We start from the raw sequence: 16,677 nt of genomic DNA on the forward strand, positions 1-16,677 counted from the left end.
GTCTAGGAGTCTCTACTTTGAAGCTATTGGATGACAAACCAATCAAGCCCGCCTCGTTTTTTGATGCATTAATTCCTATCTCTGTATTAATTTGTTTACTTGGTGCTGCAGTTTACTTATTTGGTGATAACTCTTCATCAGGCCCTAACCAAATTGCACTTTTATTTGCTACTTTTGCAGCGGCTTTAATTGGGCTTAAAAACGGTTATACATGGAAAAAATTAGAACAAGCCATGATTGAAGGTATAACGCTTTCACTTGGCGCTATCCTAATTTTACTTATGGTAGGTGCGTTAATTGGCACTTGGCTACTTTCTGGAACTGTACCAACTTTAATTTATTATGGCTTGCAAGTTATAAACCCAAGTTGGTTTTATGCAGCGAGTTGTTTAATTTGTGGCATTGTAGCTATGAGTATAGGTAGTTCTTGGACTACTGCCGCTACGATAGGTGTTGCTTTATTAGGCGTTGCAACGGGTCTTGGACTTGAACAAACAGTTACAGCAGGCGCTGTTATATCTGGCGCGTACTTTGGTGATAAGTTAAGCCCACTGTCAGAAACAACCAATCTAGCGCCAGCAGTTGTAGGCGCTGATTTATTTGAGCATATTCAACATATGCTGTGGACGACAGTACCAAGTTTTGTAATTGCACTGATTATATTTATATTCATGGGCTTTAACGCAACTGCTTCAAGCGAAGCGGGGCGCATTGATGAAATAACGGCTATTTTACAGCAAAACTTTAATATTGGTTTTGAAATGCTAATCCCGCTAATTGTACTTTTAGTTTTAGCGATTAAAAAAATGCCAGCCTTTCCTGCTATCTCTATCGGTGCTGTTGTGGGCGCTGTTTGGGCCATGTTGTTTCAATCTGATTTAATTGCTAGCCAAATTGATGTTTCTCAAGGGCAGCTAGTTGGCTATTTTAAGCTTGTTTGGACGACGTTTTTTGATGGTTTTAGCATAAGTACAGGCGATGACAAAATGGACTCCCTACTCAGTGGTGGCGGTATGTCCGGAATGCTTACAACCACATGGCTTATTATGACTGCACTGATGTTTGGTGCCATTATGGAAAAAACAGGCCTTTTAGATATTTTTGTTAAAAGCATACTTAAAATAGCTAAAAGTACGGGATCGTTAATTGCGGCAACAATAGCAACGTGTATTGGTACTAACGTGATAGCGGCCGATCAATATATTGCAATTGTTGTGCCTGGTCGTATGTTTAAAGATGAATATGAAAAACGTGGTTTGAAGCCTGTTAACTTATCTCGTACATTGGAAGATGGCGGTACAATTACCAGCCCACTAATTCCATGGAACACGTGTGGCGCATATATGCAAAGCGTTTTACTAATAAATCCTTTTGATTATGCACTCTACGCTTTCTTTAACTTAATTAACCCTGTTTTAGCGGTGGTTTATGCCTACTTGGGCATTAAAATTTTACGTATTAAGCCAAAACAATCCGCCTAATTTTAAACAGCTCCTTTTAACTTAAAAGGAGCTGTTTTGGAGTATCTATGACTGAATCAAGTAAACCTCAAGCACAATATCTTAAAGACTATAAAGCTCCTGATTTTTTAATTGACCACACAGAGCTAACCTTTGACTTACAGCCATTATCAACCAAAGTAAGCTCTTTGCTAACGCTTACGCGTGTTGGTGATAAAAAAGCACCTTTAGTGCTTGATGGTATTGATTTACGCTTACTGTCTTTATCTATTGATACGGTTGATATAACTGATTATGAAATTATTGGCGAGCAGCTAATAATTAATAACCTACCGGATAGTTGTCAATTAAGTATTGTGACCGAGATATCGCCTGAGACGAATACTTCTTTAGAGGGTTTGTATTTATCTGGCGGTGCGTATTGTACACAGTGTGAAGCGCAGGGTTTTAGAAAGATCACCTATTACATGGATCGCCCTGATGTACTTGCCACGTTTGATGTAACTATTATTGCCGATAAAAAGTATCTACAACTTCTTTCTAATGGTAATCAAGTAGACAGTGGTGAAACACAAGATGGTCGTCATTTTGTGAAATGGCAAGACCCATTTAAAAAGCCGAGCTATTTATTTGCACTTGTAGCGGGCGATTTTGATGTTTTAAAAGATACGTACACGACTAAAAGCGGCAGAGATGTAGAATTAGCATTGTTTGTTGATAAAGGTAATTTATCTAAAACACCCCATGCTATTGCCTCACTCAAAAAGGCAATGCAGTGGGATGAAGAACGCTTTAATTTAGAGTATGACCTTGATATTTATATGATTGTAGCCGTCGATTTTTTCAACATGGGCGCGATGGAAAATAAAGGGCTAAACGTTTTTAACAGTAAATGCGTATTAGCTAATCAAGAAACAGCCACAGATAAAGACTACCATACGATTGAATCCATTGTAGGGCATGAGTACTTTCATAACTGGACAGGTAACCGAGTTACTTGTAGAGATTGGTTTCAGTTATCGCTAAAAGAAGGGTTAACTGTATTTAGAGACCAAGAGTTCAGTAGTGATTTAGGCTCTCGTGCACTTAACCGAATTGATGCGGTCAAAGTTATGCGTACGCATCAGTTTAGCGAAGATGCAGGCCCTATGGCTCACCCAATTCGCCCTGAGAAAGTTATTGAAATGAATAACTTTTATACAGTAACTGTATACGATAAAGGTGCTGAAGTTATCCGTATGATGCACACATTACTGGGTGAAACTAACTTTCAAAAAGGGATGACGCTTTACTTTGAGCGCCACGATGGGCAAGCAGTTACATGTGATGACTTTGTAAGTGCGATGAGCGATGCATCAGGTGTTGATTTAGAGCAATTTAAACAATGGTACAGCCAATCAGGTACACCGCGTTTAAATGCAATTCAAGAATTTGATAGCAGCTCAAATACATACACTTTGACAATCGAGCAAACAGCGCCAGCTAATCAGCCAGAGAATAAAAAGCTTCATATACCTTTTGCTATTGAACTACTTGATGCCAATGGACAAAGTATTGCTCTGCAATATAAAGGTAAAAAGCTAGATCATGTACTCGATGTAACTAATGCGACTCAAACATTTAGCTTTGATAATATTTTAGAAAAGCCTGTTGCGGTTTTACTCGAAGACTTTTCTGCTCCTTGTATTTTAAACCAGCAAACAACAGAGCCCGAACTATTGCATATTATGCGTTTTGCGCGCAGTGATTTTTCACGTTGGGATGCACAACAGCAGCTATTCATTAAGGCGATTAAATCTCAAATCACCGATGCAACGAATAGCGTATTAAGCAGCGAAATTATAAATGCGCTACGTGTACTTATAAACACCAAAGAGGGCGATTTAGCTTTAATTGCAGAGCTGTTTAAATTGCCGAGTTTTGACACGTTAGCTGCTGAATTTGATGTAATACCTGTAGATGACATTATTGAAATAACAGAAAAGTTTGAGCAACACATTGCTGATGAACTTGCTGATGAGCTGCTTAATTGTTACGAATATCTTGAAGATGATGGCAGTATAAGTGCAAGCGCTGTTGCGAATCGTGCTTTAAAGCAAATATGTCTGCACTACCTTGCTAAAACACAAAAACCTGAGGCTGTAACCTTTATTAAGGAAGCTGCAAGCTCGACTAATATGACTAATGTACTTGGTGCCCTAAGCGCTGTGGTAAAAGCTTCACACCCTATTAGAGGTGAGCTTTTGAGTCATTTTGATAGTCAGTGGCGTCATGATGTTTTAGTCATGGATAAGTGGTTTGCACTGCAAGCTATGCAATCAGGCAGTACTGCTATAGATGATATTAAGGCACTTTACGAACACCCGTGTTTTGATTTTTCAAATCCTAACCGTGTACGTGCACTTGTAGGAAGTTTTAGCCACTTTAATACAGCACAATTTCATCGAGCAGATGCTCAAGGCTATGCGTTATTAGGTGATTTATTAATAAAACTTAATGCAATTAATCCACAAAATGCATCGCGTATGCTAACACCGTTTATGTCGTGGAAGCGTTACGATGATGTACGCTCACAAGCAATGAAACTGCAATTACAGCGCTTAGCCAATTTAGATGGCCTAAGTGCTGACTTGTATGAAAAGGTTGAAAAAGCGCTCGCATAAATGATTGAGTATTATTTTATCTTGAGATTGAGCTATAACGAGTGCATGGATTACTACCATGGCCGTTTTAGCTCTTTACAAGTTGTAGAGGATGGCGGTAAAACAATTCGTTTTGCTGCTACGCATTTGAGGCCCTTCATTTCGAGCTTGGGTGTACGTGGCCGTTTTAGACTCTTATTAACCCCCGAAAACAAGTTCATCCGCCTAGAGCGAGTGGCCTGACACTCGGTTTTTATGTTATATATACATAAAAATATTGTATTTTTGTTAATTTCAATTTGTCCTATTGTTAAATTACGTGTATAAATTATCTGGTACGACGTCTTACCAATACGTAAGCGTTAACCAGAATAAAAAGTATATGACAGATTAAAGCGAGTATTTGTAATTTCACTGATTCGCTTCTATCGTTATGATTACACTAAAAACAATAACTTGATCACACAAAATGACCCGCGACAGGGGGGAACCAAAATGATAAGAAGATCGCTTTTTGTTAAAAATAGAATCGCTATAGGTTTAGCAGCCGCTAGCTTAGGTTTATCTGCAGCAAGTACTCAAGCTGTAACATTTGAAGCTGGAGGTTTTGATATTACCTTCGATTCAACCTTTTCATATGGGCAAAGTGTTCGCGTAGAAGATAGAGACTTTAACCTAATTGGTAAAAGTAATAATCCAGCATTTGATTGGACAGGATACAACCCAGCGCTAAACAACACTATTTACTCATCTCAAGATGTATGGGCTCAACCTGGGTCTTATTCAAATAACGGTGACGCGGGTAATTTAAATTTTGATAGTGGTGACTCATTCTCAAAACTATTGAAGGGCACACACGACCTTTCAATAAATAAAGATAACTACGGTTTATTCACTCGCTTCATGTATTTTTATGACTTTGCGTTGATGGATGGTTATCACGCTTATTCAAATCCTACATCAGGGCAGGGTGTCGATCCATGTGACGATAAAGACACCAAAGCACAAAGTTGTGCCGACATACGTTTATTAGACGCGTTTGTATGGGCCGATTTTGATTTAAATGATGGTAATAACCCTTTATCTGTCCGTTTAGGCCAGCAAGTAGTTAACTGGGGTGAAAGTACGCTTATATCTCATGGTATTAACGTAAACCCAGTTGATATAGATCGATTAAAAGCACCTGGCGCTGAGCTAAAAGAAGCATTTATACCAATCGGTATGCTTTGGGCATCGCTCGGAATTACTGAGAATATTACGCTTGAAGGTTTCTACCAATATCAATGGCAAGAAACACGTTTACCAGCAGCAGGTACATACTTTTCTACTAATGACTTTGCAGCAGAAAATGGTTATCAGCAGAATGTTCAATTAGGTTTTACGTCTAATCCTGATATTGATGTGGCTTTTTTAACAGATAGTTTGAATAACCTAACATCTGATTTTGCATTAGCAGCAGCTGCTCGAGGTATTGATCCTTCAAGTGCTGAAGGGAGTGCTTTATTAGCCCAAATGTATCTTGCTTACCCAACTAAGGTTGCGTTAAAAGGTAAAGGAGATAATGGTAAAAATGAACCTGAAGATGGCGGACAGTACGGTTTACGTTTAGGTATGTTTTTACCTGAATTTAATGATACTGAAATTGCGTTATACCACGTGAACTACCATAGTCGTCGTCCACTTATATCTGGTCGTGTATCAAACTTTTCACAGGCAGCAATTGCTCAAGATTTAGCGATGATCATGACAACAGAAATTACGTCAGATAATGTTGCTGATTTAACGGCCTTCTCAAAAGCTGAAAACGACTACCCAGAAGATATTAAACTATATGGTTTAAGTTTTAACACAACTATTGGTGAAACAGCCTTTGCGGGTGAGTTTGCGTTTCGTCAAGATGAACCACTGCAAATTGATGACGTAGAGTTACTTTACACAGCTATGCCGGAGCAGTTAGCGCTTGCAGGTCTTCGTCCTGATTTTGCAGGTATTTCGCAAATGAGTTTTGGCGATGATATTAGCTCTGTTGGTGCGGGTGAAGTTGCTCAAGGATATATAGAACGTGATACATCACAAATTCAATTCACGGCTACTCACTTATTTGGACCTTCATTAGGTGCCGATAGTTGGGCTGTTGTTGGTGAAGTGGGTGCTGTAAAAATTCATAACATGCCAGAATATGACGAAATGCGTTTAAATGTATCGGGTACTGGCCGTAGTGGCACAATTACAGGCCCTGGTACTACTGATTACTCAACATTGCAACTTGGTTTATCAAATGGCGCTGAAGAAAAATCATTTGCTACTGCGTCTTCTTGGGGTTACCGCTTAATTGCTAAAGGTGATTATTTTAACCTTTACAAAGGTATTAACTTCTCTCCACGTTTTGTATTTTCTCATGACGTAAATGGTAATACACCAGACCCTATGTTCTTATTTATTGAAGACCGTAAATCTTTAGGTGCAACCATGAACTTTAACTACCAAAATGCGTGGTCACTTGATGTGAGCTATAACTCGTTTTGGGGCGGCGGCGATATTAATACTTTCTCAGATCGCGATTACGTTTCTTTTAACTTAAAATATTCTATTTAGGGGTAACATTATTATGATTAAAAAACCTACCCTCATCGCTACAGCTTTTTGTAGCTTGTTTGCAAGCAGCGCAGCTTTAGCTAAATTAAACGCTGATGAAGTTGCTCAATTAGGTCAAAACTTAACGCCAATGGGCGCAGAAAAAGCAGCTAATGCTGATGGCTCTATTCCAGCATGGAATAATGGCATTACTTCTGCACCAGCAGGTTATGAAGCTGGTATGCATCACCTTGACCCATTTACAGCTGATAAAGTGCTTTTCACTATTGATAAAAGTAATATTGAAAAGTACAAAGCCAATTTAAGTCCGGGTCAAATTGCTTTATTTGAAGCATACCCAGACACATTTAAAATGCCTGTGTATGAAACTCGCCGTTCTGCGTCTTACCCTCAGTTTGTGTATGATGCGACTAAAAAGTTTGCACCGACTGCTGAATTAATTGAAGGCGGTAACGGTATTAAAAATACGGCGATTGGTATTCCTTTCCCTATTCCTAAAACGGGTTTAGAGGCAATTTGGAATCATTTATTACGTTACCGTGGCCAGTCTATTGAGCGTTTTGGTGGTCAAGCTGCACCGACTGCATCTGGTTCTTATAACTATGTTGGCTTTGATGAGCAGTTATTAGTTAAGTACTCAGACCCTAGTGCAACACCAGCAGAGCTACAAGACTCAAATATTTTGTTTAAGTTTAAACAAAGCGTTACAGAACCAGCTCGTTTAGCGGGTACTGCATTATTAGTTCATGAAACAATGGATCAAATATTAACGCCGCGCCAAGCATGGACTTATAACTCGGGACAACGCCGCGTTCGTCGTGCACCTAATGTTGCATATGATGCACCAGGCACAGCTGCAGATAGCCTGCGTACTACCGATGATTTTGATATGTTTAATGGCTCGCCAAATCGTTACAACTGGACACTAAAAGGCAAGCAAGAGTTATATATACCTTACAACAGCTATAAACTTCATAGTGATAAGCTAGAGTACGATGATATTTTAATGCCTGGCCATATTAACCCAGAACATACACGTTACGAAAAACACCGTGTTTGGGTTGTTGAAGCTAACTTAAAAGATGATACACGTCATATCTATAAAAAACGTGTGTTTTACATCGATGAGGATAGCTGGCAAGTACAGGTTACTGATATTTATGATAACCGCGACCAACTTTATCGTGTAGCAATGGCTTATGGCCTTAACTACTACGAAGTACCTACACAGTGGAGTACGCTTGAGGTTTATCATGATTTGAATTCTCGTCGTTATTTAGCAATTGGTTTAGATAACCAAGAAAAAATGTACGATTTTTCACAGTCATTTAACGATAACGAATTTACTTCAAGCGCTTTACGTCGCGCAGGTAGATAGTATTAAACTAGGCACTTAACAATTTGTTAAGTGCCTTTTCCTTTCTCATCGCGTTTGTCTTACAGCGCGCAACGCTTTCCCCAGTAAAAAGACAAACAACTCTCTCGTACAAGGCGATTAAAATTTATGAAGTATTTGGTATATGCCAGCCTGATAATAAGCGGTGCGAGTGTTGCACAAGAAGCCCCTAACAATGCAATCAGTGCAACAAATGCAGCTAAAACCTTACTCACCGACATAACCAACACAGGCAATGGTCTAATTGCAGTAGGTAAACACGGTACTGTTATTAAAAGTATCTCGGGTGATAAATGGCAACAAGCTGAGCTAGTCCCAACTCAAGTGCTATTAACTGCCGTTGATTTTAGTAATGAAAATAATGGATGGGCGTGTGGCCACGATGCAACAATAATAAATACTACTGACGGTGGTATTAATTGGCAACTACAACAAGCACAACCAAAATTAGACAAACCATGTTTAGATATTCTATTTGAAGATGATTTAAAAGGTTTTGCAGTGGGCGCATATGGCATGTTTTATCAAACCACCGATGGTGGTAAACATTGGCAAAAACGCTTTTTAGATTCGCTATTATTTAGTGATGATCGTGATTACTTGAACGATTTAAAAGAAAATGACCCCGAAGGATACGAAGCCGAAACTGCTTCAATTTTACCGCACTTTAATCGAATCGAAAAAACAGATAATGGTTTAATGCTGGTTGGTGAGATGGGCTTGATGGCCAGAAGCATTGATGATGGTCAAACTTGGCAAAGGATAGAAGAAATTTATCCTGGTTCATTCTTTGCAGTTGCATCAGATAGCACACAAGAAATTGTGGCAGGGCTTCGAGGTAATGTTTTTGCAAAGCAAAATGGTGAACAGCAGTGGCAGCATTTCGAAAATGTTAAAACAGCGACGATCAACAACATCATTAATTATAATAACAAACAATGGCTTATGCTTGCCAACAGTGGCGTTATTTTTCATCTTCAAGATGGGTTACTCACCCACGAGCAGCTTGCTGACGGTAAAGCGATTCTTGATGGTGTAATTTTAGATAACAGGCTGATCATGGCTACAGAAGATGGCATTAAAGTGAAGGAGTTAACCCCTTAATGCATAAACTACTCGATTTTATTGAAAAGGCGATTTTTAGACATCGCTTAATTATGCTTATAAGTTTTGCACTTATAACCTGTTTACTTGTATTCAAAGCGACTCAAATTCAATTAGATGCATCGTTTAATAAAAATATCCCGTTAAACCACGATTATATGAAAGTGTATACCAAGCATGAAAAGCAGTTTGGTGGTGCAAACAGTATTTTGATTTCAGTGTGTGATGACAGTGGTGATATATTTAATCCAGAGTTCTTTACTCAATTAAAAGCGGTTCACGATCAGCTTTATTTCATTCCTGGCGTAAATCGTCCATTAGTTAACTCAATATTTTCACCCAGTGCTCGTTTTGTTGAAGTAGTGGAGGATGGCTTTGCCGGTGGCCCAATTATTCCTGCTAACTTTAAAGCAGATAAGCGTGGTTTACGTGTAGTAAAGGAGAACATTGAAAAAGCAAAAGTTGTAGGACGTATGATTGCCAGCGATTATTCGTGTGCAATGGTAACTGCTCAACTTTTAGAAACTGATCCTCAAACACAACAAAAATTAGACACATTAGCTTTTGCACAAAAGCTAGAAAGTGATTTAAGAGAGCCTTTAAGTACGGACAAAGTAAGTATTCATATTATTGGCTTTGCAAAAATGGCTGGTGATATAGCGGAAGGTGCAAAAGGGGTGGTTGTATTTTTTGCCATTGCTATCGCTTTTACCTTTATTATGGTCTGGCTATTTTGTGGCAGTTTAAAGCTGACTATTTTGCCTATCGCATGTTCCATTATTGCTGTTATTTGGCAATTAGGCCTGCTTTCAAGTTTAGGTTTTGGCCTTGATCCTATGTCTATTTTGGTACCGTTTTTAGTATTTGCTATTGGTGTAAGCCATGGTGTGCAGATGATAAATGCGATTGGTAAAAAAGTAGGTGAAGGTAAAACAACACGTATTTGTTGTCAGTCAAGTTTTAGGGCTTTATTAGTGCCAGGCGGTATTGCACTGCTTTCAGACACCGTAGGCTTCTTAACATTACTTACCATCGATATTGGTATTATCCGTGAACTTGCCATTACAGCGAGTTTAGGTGTAGCAGTAATTATATTTACTAATTTAATCTTATTGCCAGTTTGGGCTTCGTACATGAACTTTGAAAACAGTGTACATATTCAATCTGGTGATGCAGCAAAACCAAACATGCTTGATAAAATCCGCGACTTACTTGTTAAAGCGACTGATCCTAAAGTAGCTAAAATGATTATTGGTTTTACACTTGTTCTATTTGCTTTAGGTTACTGGCAAGCAGATAAAATGCGTATAGGTGACTTACATGCAGGTGCTCCATCACTGCATCAAGATGCCCGTTATAATCAAGACACGTTTTTAATATCAGACAAGTACACTATCTCGTCTGATATCTTAAAGGTAATTGTAGAAGCGTATCCTGCAGCATGTACTGAGCATGATGTGATGGAGCGTATAAGCCGTTTTCAATACAAAGTAGAGAATGTAGCAGGTGTGCAGTCTGCTGTAAGTTTGAGCTCTGTAGCTCAATCGGTTAACGCAGGCTACAACGAAGGCAATTTGAAATGGCAAAGCTTGCCACGAAATTCAGCAAGTTTAGTGCAGTCAACGTCTCGAGTTGAAACTAGTACAGGTTTACTTAACGGTGATTGTTCAGTTATGCCAGTGATTATATTTTTAGATGATCATAAAGCACAAACTATCGATACTGTAATTAAGAGTGTTAAGCAATTTGCGCAAGAAGAGGGCACTGATAAATTAGCATTTAAGTTAGCGTCAGGACCTGTTGGTGTAATGGCAGCCACTAATGAATCAGTTGCAGAAGCGCAAATACCAATGATGCTTTATGTTTATGGTGCCGTTATCATTTTATGTTTAATGAGCTTTAGAAGCGTAAAAGCAACGATTGCAGTGGTATTGCCGCTTTATATCGTATCAACACTTGCACAAGCACTTATGGTGCAATTAGAAATAGGCTTAACCGTTTCTACTTTGCCAGTTATTGCTCTAGGAGTGGGTATTGGGGTCGATTACGGCATTTATATACTGTCGTCGATGATGGGGCAGCTTAAGCAAAATGTACCATTAAGTGTTGCTTATCGAAATGCGCTTGTTGAACGTGGCAGTGCGGTTCTATTTACCGGTATTACACTTGCGATTGGTGTGAGTACGTGGATATTCTCAGATCTTAAATTCCAAGTTGATATGGGTATACTGTTAACCTTCATGTTTTTAGTAAATATGTTAGGTGCAGTGTTGTTATTACCCGCTATTGGTAGCCTTCTCTGGACTGACCAGAAAAAATAATGTGAATAATTTTGCTCCTAAATGGCCTGTAAAGGCCATTTATATCTACAATTTGTGAATAGATGACCAAATAGCTGAAATGCTTAAAATGTTTTCATCGAAAAGGCTGTTTATTAGCTGTAAAAGGGTTAGAATTTAATTGACTCCACGCTAATGAATAGCTGTACAAATTCCTGCTCCTGAGCAGTAATAGATTAAGGAACATACAATGACACGAAATGAAGGCCAAGCCTCGGTTATCCTAGATAATGTCTGTAAGCTGATCCAGAAAAAAGTTCGCGCTGATAATGTGTTACTCGTTGAGAAATTCGCCAAAGCCTTGTACAGCAATATGTCTAAAGAGGATTTGGCAAACCGCAACGATAGTGACCTATATGGCGCAGCATTAAGCCTTTGGAACTCGCTAGAAAAAAATACTACCGACGACGCTGTTATCCGCGTTTTCAACCCTGAAGTGGCAAAAGATGGCTGGCAGTCATCACATACAATCGTAGAGATTATTACTAAAGACATGCCGTTTTTAGTTGATTCTGTTCGTATGGCCATGACTCGTGAAAATATCGCCTCTCACTTATTACTTCACTGCCCATTAAAAATTAAGCGCGATGAAAACGCTAAAATTTCTGGATTATCAAATTTAAAAGCAGAGCAAGAATCCTCATCTACTAAAACAGTATTTTTTATTGAAATTGACCGTCAAACAGATTCTTCTGTGATTGAGTCTTTCAAGAAAGAGTTAGAGTCGGTTCTTGTTGATGTATCAGTTGCTGTTGATGATTGGCAGCCAATTCGTAAAAAATTGATTGCAGTAACCAAAGAGTTACCTAAACGTCATCACAATAAAACGACAGAAGAAGTTTCAGAAACAACTGAGTTTTTAGATTGGTTAGCGAAAGATAACTTTACCCTAATGGGTTACCGTGAATATGAGCTAAGCCCAGTTCAAGGTGATTACCAATTAAAAGGTAAAATGGAATCAAGTCTTGGCTTGATGAAAAACTCGACTGAAGAACACACACGATTATTATCAGAATTACCAGAAGTTGCTCGCCAAGAAGCACGCAGCAGCAACCTACTGATCTTGACAAAAACAAACTCTGTTTCTCGCGTTCACCGTCCAGCCTACATTGATTACGTAGGTATTAAGCGTTTTGACGATGAAGGCAATGTAATTGGTGAAGACCGCTTTATTGGTTTGTTCTCATCAAGCTTTTACAATAACAGTGCTACTGATGTGCCTGTTTTAAAAAGTAAAATTAACCGCATTATGGAAATGTGTGATTTTGCTAAAGGTACACACGCTTACAAAGCTGTTTTAAATATTTTAGAAACCTACCCACGTGATGAGCTAGTTCAAGCGCGCGAAAGTGAGCTACTTGAAGTTGCTATGGGTGTTTTACAAGTACAAGAGCGCGATATGTGTCGCTTGTTTGTACGTAAAGATGCGTATGGTCGCTTTTTATCTTGCATGGTTTATGTTCCTCGCGAACGCTATAACACGGCTCTTCGTCGTGAAACGCAAGATATATTAGCTAATGCATTTAATTCTGACGATAAAGTCGAATTTACTACTTATTTCTCTGAGTCAACACTGGCGCGTACTCATTACACCGTTCGTGTGACCGACAACAAGATCGAATATAACGTGAAAGACATCGAAAACAATTTAGTAGAAGCTGCACGTACGTGGGAAGATAAACTTCAATCTGCACTTTTAGAGTCTGCGGGTGAAGCACGTGGTAACGATTTAAATCGTAAATACTGTAATGCGTTTGCACGCTCATACAAAGACGAAGTGCTTCCAAGTGCTGCGGTTGTTGATATTGAAAAGTTAGAACTACTTAGCGATGAAAACAAGCTAGAAATGCTGTTCTACCGTCCTCAAGAAGAAGCAAACAGTAATATTGTACGATTAAGCTTATTCCATAAAGATGAGCCAATTCACTTATCTGATGTTATGCCAATGCTTGAAAACTTTGGTCTGCGCGTTGTTGGTGAAACACCATATTCAGTTAAAACTAGCGATGGTCGTATTAACTGGATCATGGACTTCTCGATGCTTATTGACAGCAAAGGGATGGCAGACTTTGATAAAATTTCAGCACGTTTTCGCGCTGCATTAACAAATGTTTGGGGCAACCGCCTTGAAAATGATGGTTTTAACCGTTTAGTGTTAATGGGTGGCCTAACTGGCCGCGAAGCCTCTATTTTACGTGCTTACGCTAAGTACATGCGTCAAATTGGTGTAACGTTCTCACAAAGTTACATAGAAAGTACATTTGCAAATTATCCAAACATTGCAGCGCAAATTGTTAATTTATTTGCTAAAAAGTTCTCAGTTAAGAGCCCAGCAAGTGCTAAGACACTTGAAAAGTTAAGTACGCAAATTTACTTAGAACTTGAAAATGTAGCAAACCTTGATGATGACCGCATTATACGTTTATACGTAGATATGATTGTTGCTACGCTACGTACTAACTATTTCCAAAAAGATGATGCAGGTCAGTTTAAAGCGTATATATCGTTTAAAATACGCCCTAGCTTAATTCCTGACGTACCGCTTCCTCTTCCTGCGTTTGAGATTTTTGTATACTCTCCGCGCGTTGAAGGTGTGCATTTACGTTACGGTAAAGTAGCGCGTGGTGGTCTGCGTTGGTCTGACCGTCGTGAAGATTTCCGTACTGAAGTACTTGGCCTAGTTAAAGCACAACAAGTTAAAAATACAGTAATTGTACCTGTTGGTTCTAAAGGTGGTTTTGTATGTAAACAACTACCTAGTGAGCGCGAAGCGTTTATCAAAGAAGGCCAAGAGTGTTACAAAATCTTTATCCGTGGTCTTCTAGATATTACAGATAACATAGAGCGCGGGGAAGTAGTCCCAGCTCGCGATGTTGTTCGCCACGATGAAGATGATGCTTACTTAGTGGTTGCAGCCGATAAAGGAACCGCTACTTTCTCTGATATCGCAAACGGCATAGCTAATGAATACAATTTCTGGCTAGGTGATGCATTCGCATCAGGTGGCTCGGTTGGTTACGATCATAAGAAAATGGGTATTACAGCTAAAGGCGCATGGGAGTCAGTTAAACGACATTTCCGTGAAATGGATATCGATTGTCAAACGACTGACTTTACAGTGGTAGCTATAGGCGATATGGCTGGTGATGTATTTGGTAATGGTATGTTGTTATCTAAGCATATTCGTTTACAAGTTGCCTTTAACCATATGCACATTTTTGTTGATCCTAACCCAGATGCTGCTATTTCTTACCCAGAGCGCGAACGTTTATTTAATATGCCGCGTTCATCTTGGGAAGATTATAATAAAGAGTTAATTTCTGCCGGTGGTGGTGTTTTCTCTCGTGCCGCTAAATCAATTACGCTTAGCCCAGAAATGAAAAAAATGTTGGGCACTAAAAAAGCAAGTATGACCCCAAACGAGTTAATGAAAGCTTCATTGATGATGGAGTTCGATTTACTGTGGAATGGCGGTATTGGTACATACATTAAAAACTCTAAAGAAACTGATGCAGATGTAGGGGATCGTGCAAACGATGCACTACGTATCAATGGTAGAGATTTAGGCGCTAAAATAATTGGTGAGGGCGGTAACTTAGGTGCAACTCAATTAGGTCGTGTTGAATTTGCAGCTAAGGGTGGTCGTGTTAATACTGACTTTATTGATAACGTAGGGGGCGTTGCCTGTTCAGATAACGAAGTTAACATTAAGATTTTACTTAATGGCTTGGTTGCTGAAGGTGACTTAACACGTAAACAACGTGATGAGCTACTTTACTCAATGACAGATGAAGTATCTGAATTAGTATTAAAAGACTGTTACCGTCAAACACATACTATTTCAATTACGCAGTCTAAAGGTACTTCAACGCTTAAAGAAAAGATTCGCTTTATTCATGCACTTGAAAAAGATGGCAAGTTAAACCGTGCTATTGAGTTCATTCCAAGTGATGAAGAATTGGCAGAACGTGCAGCCGCAGGTAAAGACTTAACTCGCCCTGAGCTTTCAGTGCTAGTGTCTTACGCAAAAATGGTATTAAAAGAGTCTTTAGTAAGTGATGAAATTACTGAAAACCCTTACTATCGTCAATTGCTTGTGAAGTCATTCCCACGTCCTCTACGTGAGAAGTTTAACGATGCGATGAACAACCATCCACTTCGTAAAGAAATTATTGCAACTAAACTTGCTAACAGTATCGTTAATGATATGGGTTTAAACTTCATGGTACGTATGCATGAAGAAACCGGTGCCAACGAAGCTGAAATTGCAATGTGTTACTCAATTGCTAGCGAAATATTTGAAATGCGCGATACATGGTCTTCTATCAGCGCACTGGATAATAAAATACCAGCAGCGGTACAAACTGAAATGCTTTACCAACTTCGTCGTACTGTTCGCCGTACTACGCGTTGGTTCTTACGTCATCGTAATAAGTCACAAACGATTGAACAAGGAATTGAATTCTTTGCGCCAACATTTAAAGATTTAAGCGATAATTTAAATACGTACATGATTGAAAAAGAAAATGACCGTATTGTAATTGAAGCTAATAAGTTAATTGATGCCGGCGTTCCTGCAGATATAGCTAAGCGTATTGTTTCGTTATCAAGCTTATTCTCTGTGATGGATTTAGCTGAAGTTGCTAATAATTCAGGTAAGAGTATTTCGATGGTATCGAATACTTACTTTAAACTAGGCGCAAGAATGGGTCTGCATTGGTTCTTAGAGCAAATAACTAAGCAACCAGTAGCAAATCATTGGCAAGCACTTGCTCGTTCATCTTACCGTGAAGAGCTTGATTGGCAGCAACGTACGTTATCTGAAGTGGTGCTAAATAGCTTTGAAGGTGACGAGAGCGATGTTGATAGTCAAATAGATGAGTGGATGGATAGTCAAGATTTATTACTTCAGCGTTGGAAACAAATGTTGGCTGAGTTTAAAACATCACAAAGCCACGACTTTGCTAAGTTCTCAGTTGCACTTCGTGAACTTATGTTATTAAGTCATAACTGTGATACATCAGGAAAATAATTTAGCTTTAATCAGTTATTTGTTTAGTAAATAAATAACTGATTGTTAAAATTGTTATACAATACCTCAGCCTTGTCTGAGGTATTTTTTTGTCTGAAATTTAAAAAGA

Annotated in this window: 8 protein-coding genes; all 8 read left to right on the forward strand. The window is 38.9% G+C overall.

All coding sequences use genetic code 11. The features are described from left to right. The first annotated feature begins 17 nt into the window (after positions 1–17). Positions 18–1,481, forward strand: coding sequence for a Na+/H+ antiporter NhaC (nhaC, locus tag I6E85_RS10775; protein WP_007586912.1), 1,464 nt, complete (start codon positions 18–20; stop codon positions 1,479–1,481). 47 nt (positions 1,482–1,528) lie between these two features. After that, positions 1,529–4,123 (forward strand): aminopeptidase N, encoded by a 2,595-nt coding sequence (gene pepN, locus I6E85_RS10780; RefSeq protein ID WP_197236948.1) that lies wholly within the window; start codon positions 1,529–1,531, stop codon positions 4,121–4,123. Next, on the forward strand, positions 4,124–4,345 hold the full coding sequence (locus tag I6E85_RS10785; RefSeq protein ID WP_101163783.1) for a DUF2835 family protein: 222 nt from the start codon (positions 4,124–4,126) through the stop codon (positions 4,343–4,345). A gap of 252 nt (positions 4,346–4,597) precedes the next feature. Continuing rightward, positions 4,598–6,697: a DUF1302 domain-containing protein gene (locus I6E85_RS10790; protein WP_197236949.1), complete on the forward strand. Its 2,100-nt coding sequence runs from the start codon at positions 4,598–4,600 to the stop codon at positions 6,695–6,697. 13 nt (positions 6,698–6,710) lie between these two features. Continuing rightward, on the forward strand, positions 6,711–8,075 hold the full coding sequence (locus I6E85_RS10795; RefSeq protein ID WP_024592567.1) for a DUF1329 domain-containing protein: 1,365 nt from the start codon (positions 6,711–6,713) through the stop codon (positions 8,073–8,075). Positions 8,076–8,201: 126 nt separating this feature from the next. After that, the gene (locus tag I6E85_RS10800) at positions 8,202–9,197 is read left to right on the forward strand and encodes a YCF48-related protein (RefSeq protein WP_197236950.1); all 996 of its coding nucleotides are present in this window, start codon (positions 8,202–8,204) and stop codon (positions 9,195–9,197) included. Further along, a complete protein-coding gene (locus tag I6E85_RS10805; RefSeq protein WP_197236951.1) occupies positions 9,197–11,518 on the forward strand; it encodes an RND family transporter in 2,322 nt (773 codons plus the stop codon). Before I6E85_RS10800 ends, I6E85_RS10805 begins: the two co-directional genes overlap by 1 nt. Before the next feature lie 208 nt (positions 11,519–11,726). Continuing rightward, positions 11,727–16,568 carry an NAD-glutamate dehydrogenase gene (locus tag I6E85_RS10810; RefSeq protein ID WP_197236952.1) on the forward strand — a complete coding sequence of 1,614 codons (4,842 nt, stop codon included), beginning with the start codon at positions 11,727–11,729 and terminating at the stop codon, positions 16,566–16,568. The last annotated feature ends 109 nt before the right edge of the window (positions 16,569–16,677 follow it).

The sequence above is a fragment of the Pseudoalteromonas sp. NZS71 genome (assembly GCF_015864715.1).
Classification (GTDB): Bacteria; Pseudomonadota; Gammaproteobacteria; order Enterobacterales; family Alteromonadaceae; genus Pseudoalteromonas; species Pseudoalteromonas arctica.

Excerpts from the sequence above, each read along its gene's own strand:
- pepN (WP_197236948.1), top strand. The coding sequence starts at position 1,529 with ATGACTGAATCAAGTAAACCTCAAGCACAATATCTTAAAGACTATAAA.
- I6E85_RS10785 (WP_101163783.1), top strand. The coding sequence starts at position 4,124 with ATGATTGAGTATTATTTTATCTTGAGATTGAGCTATAACGAGTGCATG.
- I6E85_RS10790 (WP_197236949.1), top strand. The coding sequence starts at position 4,598 with ATGATAAGAAGATCGCTTTTTGTTAAAAATAGAATCGCTATAGGTTTA.
- I6E85_RS10795 (WP_024592567.1), top strand. The coding sequence starts at position 6,711 with ATGATTAAAAAACCTACCCTCATCGCTACAGCTTTTTGTAGCTTGTTT.
- I6E85_RS10800 (WP_197236950.1), top strand. The coding sequence starts at position 8,202 with ATGAAGTATTTGGTATATGCCAGCCTGATAATAAGCGGTGCGAGTGTT.
- I6E85_RS10805 (WP_197236951.1), top strand. The coding sequence starts at position 9,197 with ATGCATAAACTACTCGATTTTATTGAAAAGGCGATTTTTAGACATCGC.
- I6E85_RS10810 (WP_197236952.1), top strand. The coding sequence starts at position 11,727 with ATGACACGAAATGAAGGCCAAGCCTCGGTTATCCTAGATAATGTCTGT.